Here is a 4,086-nt window from a genome sequence, read left to right as displayed (position 1 = left end):
CTGCGGCGGCGGCTGCAGCATCCGCTGCCGCAGCGCCCGAGACGTCCGTCGTCGCGGAGCCCGCCCCCGCGACGGATGCGGACGGTGCCGAAGACTCGGACGGTGGCCAAGCCGCGGACGGTGTTCAAGACGCGGACGGTGCCGAATGGGAGACCCAGTGGTCGGAAACACCGCCGGCCGAGACGCATGCCCCGGTTCATCACGAGGCGGCGCACGGCGGCGCTCCGGCGCAGGCCGCCCCGGTGCACCACTCCGAATACACCGAGCCGCACGCACCCACTCTCCCCGGCGCGGAATCGGCAGCCGCCGAGGCCGAGGCCGAGGCCGGCGTGATGGCGGACACCCGAGGAACGCCCGCGTCCTCTCCGGCCGCCGAAACGGCGGCGGGCCCTGCCGCTGGACCGGCAGGCCATCTCGCCCTGGACCAGCCCTACGGCGAGGGATCGGCGGCGCCCGCGGCCGACGGCAGCGGCCCTGCCGGGTTCACCGTCAAAGGAATCGCCGACTCGATGACCTACTACGACGAGACGAACCCGGGCTTCGAGGCCACCCGCGCCGAAGTCTGGTTCGAGTCCAGCGCCTACGCCGAAGCCGCCGGCTTCCGCCTCCCCCGCCGGTCACGGCAGTTTTAGACGGCGACGGGCCGCGCGGAACAGCGCAGTGGCAGCGCGCATGAAGCCCCTGGCGGGGGGCAGGAAATTACCGGCACCGCACCCGCGCTCCCACGCGGCCGCCGGTGCGCGCGTCGCGGTCCTTGCGGTCTCCATGCTCCTGCTTGCGGCGTGCACGGGCGGCGCGACGTCCCCGGCAAATACCAGCGTCTCCCCGGCGAACAGCCCGTCCGGGCAAGTCCCCGAGGGCCCTGGACAGCCAACGGTGGCGGGCCGGATCGACGCCCAACTGCGCCTCCCGTGGTCCACGGTCTTCCTGCCCGACGGTACCGCCGTCATTTCCGAACGGGACAGCGCCCTGCTCCGGTCGGTCCGCGGCGATTCCTTGACCGGCGGTTCCTCGAGCGGCGGGCGGGCCGGCGTCGTCGGCCAGGTGCCCGACGTCGTGCCCGGCGGTGAAGGCGGCCTGCTTGGCCTGGCACTCTCCCCCGACTTCCCGACGGACCGGTACCTGTACGCCTACTTCACTGCGGCGGGGGACAACCGGATCGCCCGCATGCGCCTGGAGGGCAGCGGCGGGCAGTTGCGGCTGGGGCCGTCGGAGATCATCTTCGCCGGGATCCCGAAGGCGTCCACGCACGACGGCGGCCGGATCCGGTTCGGGCCTGACGGGTATCTCTACGTCGGCACGGGTGACTCGCAGCGCCGGGAGCAGGCCCAGGACACCAACGCCCTGGCCGGCAAGATTCTCCGCATCACCCCCGAAGGCCGTCCCGCGCCGGGGAACCCGTTCGGGGACAACCCCGTGTACAGCTTCGGCCACCGCAACGTCCAGGGTCTCGCCTGGGACAGTGCCGGCCGGCTCTGGGCGAGCGAATTCGGCCCGGACGTGGACGATGAACTCAACCTGATCGTGCCCGGCGGCAACTACGGTTGGCCCGGCGTGACGGGAGCGCCGCACCGTTCCGGCCTCATTGACGCGAAGGTGGTGTGGCCGTCCACGGCGGATGCATCCCCCAGCGGGCTCGAAATAGTGGGCGATACCGCGTATCTGGGCGCCCTTCGCGGGCAGCGGGTCTGGGCCGTTCCCCTGGCCGGTGAATTCGCGGGCGAGCCTGTGAGTTATTTCACACAGCAGTACGGCCGGATCCGGAATGTTTCACTCGCCCCGGACGGCCGCCTCTGGGTGCTCAGCAACAACCAAAACCCTGATTTTGTGCTGGTTTTGGACCTTCCCGGCTAAGTGCACAGTGGCACCACCGCCCGATTTCACACGTCGCCGAATCTCGTGTAGAGTTTCATGTCGTTGCGGAGAACAACGCGGGAAATAAAAAGCCCCGGTGGTCAAAACAACAGCTGCACCTCTAGCTCAACTGGCAGAGCAATTGACTCTTAATCAATGGGTTCCGGGTTCGAGTCCCGGGGGGTGCACCACCAAAGAATAACCCCGTCCTATCAGGCTAAACAGCTTGGCAGGGCGGGGTTTTTCGTTGTCCGGCGTTGAGGCCGCTCAGGACACACGGCCGGCGGCCACGGCCCACTGGAAATCGATCGGCAGCGGCAGCTGGACCGGGAGGGTGCCGACCGGCTCGTCCAGCAGTTCGTTAATCGAGGTCTGCCCTTCCAGCTCCACAGTCGGTTTCGGGTCCATAACCCGAGCCTATGTGCCGCCGGCGGCGCGGCACGTGAGGGACACGGGACGGCACGAATCAGTGGACAGCTGGCTCACACGTCAGGCACAGAGTCCGCTCCTTTTCCGTGCAGTGTGCCGGAAGTTTCCCGGGGGGCTCCGGCTGGCACCTCCATGGGGGCAGCGCAGTCTCCACAGAACACGGCTGACGCAAATTCGCCACAGCACTGGCAGCGATGCTCCAAGGACCTGGCTTCGAGGACGTAGCTTGTCATGGGCCCATGCTTCCGCAAGCGATGCCCACTCGAAACCAGTAGTCCGTACTTGTTTCCAGGACTGGACCACTTGGACCCCGATCGGCCCGCTGCGGCCGAGGAACGAGACTACATCGGCGAGCCCGACGGTGAGTCATTCAGCGCCGAACCCAGGCGCCGCCCCACGCCGGAGCGCTAGTTCAGGTGGGTCACTTCAACGGCGAGGCCGGGCTCCGCGGCGGTGACGATGGCCTTGACCTCAGGGATGGTGATGCCTGTCGCGAGTTCGGAGACGACAGCCTGCAGTTCCTGCCTCAGGAGGTCGGGGTCGATTGATGCCGCCGCGAGCACCGAGCGTTCCATGTCGGCGGCTTGCGCGACGGCCTCGCGGCCACGATCTGTGAGGGATACGACATGGCTGCGGCGGTCGGAGGTGCTGCGCTGCCGGGAGATATGGCCGTGGGCCTCCAGGCGGCTCAGCGTCTTCCCCATGGTCTGTGCCTGGACCCTGACCAGTTGGGCCAGCTGCGCTTGGGTCATGGGCCCGTTGACTGAGAGCACTTCCATAGCGATAACCCCGGCGTGGGTCAGGCCGATGGCGCCCAGCTTCTCGTTCCAGGAATGCTCAACAAGGCGTGCTGCCGTGGACAATAGGCGGCCCGTGGGCCAGCGATCCATATCAGGCATACACACGAGTATAGCGAGCAGACGATTCGTCGCCCGCACCATTGCTCATTAGGCTGGGACAATTCCCACCCCGCCAAGGAGACTATCGTGCCTGAACCACTCATTCCCGGCGACCCGGCGCCGGACTTCACCCTCCAGAATGCCCAAGGTCAGGACGTGTCGCTCACGGACTTCCGCGGCCGCAGCACCGTTGTTTACTTCTACCCGGCAGCATCCACTCCGGGCTGCACCAAGCAGGCCTGCGACTTCCGCGATTCACTCGCGTCCCTGAAGGCTTCAGGCTACGACGTGCTGGGCATCTCCCCCGACCCGGTCGGCAAGCTCGCCGCATTCGCGGCCACCGAGGGCTTGACCTTCCCGCTGCTCTCTGATGCGGACCACGCCGTCGCCGAGGCGTACGGGGCCTGGGGCGAGAAGAAGAACTACGGCCGGACCTACGAAGGACTCATCCGCTCGACGGTCGTCGTCGGCCCCGACGGCACCGTCGCCCTCGCGCAATATAATGTGCGGGCCACCGGGCATGTGGCCAAGCTCCGCCGCGACCTCAAGCTGGATCCCTAGCGCGTCCCGCCGGCCGCCGACGAGGCGGCGCGGCGGGAGGTACTGCGAAATGTACAATGGAGCCTGTTATCCGCCGTCGATGGTCCTATGACCTGACGCCGGGCATCGCGCGCGAGTGGTGAAATTGGCAGACACGCAGGATTTAGGTTCCTGTGCCTTCGGGCGTGGGGGTTCAAATCCCCCCTTGCGCACCAGAACCCCGGTCCTCGGACCGGGGTTCTTTTTTGTTCCCGGCCGGCCCGTCCAGCCCCGGCTGCCCGTCGCCTGCAAAAAAAATCTTCCACCCCCACCCATCCGGCCCCCCGCACCCGGCGAATAGCCATTGAGACACCAACCAAGGGGC

4 protein-coding genes, 2 tRNA genes and 1 pseudogene are annotated in these 4,086 nt (G+C 67.6%); 5 read left to right on the top strand and 2 right to left on the bottom strand.

Annotated features, from left to right (window positions below; genetic code table 11):
- The 3 genes and pseudogenes from BJG92_RS15135 to BJG92_RS15125 form a co-directional block, all read left to right on the top strand.
- Window positions 1-632: pseudogene (locus BJG92_RS15135) on the top strand (hypothetical protein); the annotation flags it as partial.
- 133 nt (window positions 633-765) lie between these two features.
- On the top strand, window positions 766-1,854 hold the full coding sequence (locus BJG92_RS15130; protein ID WP_232084822.1) for a sorbosone dehydrogenase family protein: 1,089 nt from the start codon (window positions 766-768) through the stop codon (window positions 1,852-1,854).
- 115 nt (window positions 1,855-1,969) lie between these two features.
- Window positions 1,970-2,045 (top strand) — tRNA-Lys (locus BJG92_RS15125).
- A 76-nt stretch (window positions 2,046-2,121) separates the two neighbouring features.
- On the opposite strand, the gene BJG92_RS15120 is transcribed toward BJG92_RS15125, so the two are convergent.
- Window positions 2,122-2,262, bottom strand: a complete 141-nt coding sequence (locus tag BJG92_RS15120) for a hypothetical protein (protein ID WP_232084820.1) — start codon at window positions 2,260-2,262, stop codon at window positions 2,122-2,124.
- Window positions 2,263-2,690: 428 nt separating this feature from the next.
- On the bottom strand, window positions 2,691-3,173 hold the full coding sequence (locus tag BJG92_RS15115) for a MarR family winged helix-turn-helix transcriptional regulator (protein ID WP_232084821.1): 483 nt from the start codon (window positions 3,171-3,173) through the stop codon (window positions 2,691-2,693).
- 96 nt (window positions 3,174-3,269) lie between these two features.
- On the opposite strand from BJG92_RS15115, the gene bcp reads away from it, so the two are divergent.
- Together bcp and BJG92_RS15105 are read left to right on the top strand one after the other, a co-directional pair.
- On the top strand, window positions 3,270-3,743 hold the full coding sequence (gene bcp / locus BJG92_RS15110) for a thioredoxin-dependent thiol peroxidase (protein ID WP_232084819.1): 474 nt from the start codon (window positions 3,270-3,272) through the stop codon (window positions 3,741-3,743).
- Between the two features lie 109 nt (window positions 3,744-3,852).
- Window positions 3,853-3,937 (top strand) — tRNA-Leu (locus tag BJG92_RS15105).
- The last annotated feature ends 149 nt before the right edge of the window (window positions 3,938-4,086 follow it).

The organism is Arthrobacter sp. SO5 (assembly GCF_020532805.1).
Lineage (GTDB): Bacteria > Actinomycetota > Actinomycetes > Actinomycetales > Micrococcaceae > Arthrobacter.
Note: the sequence above shows the minus strand (reverse complement) of the source record. Positions and strands in the feature narration are given on the sequence as shown.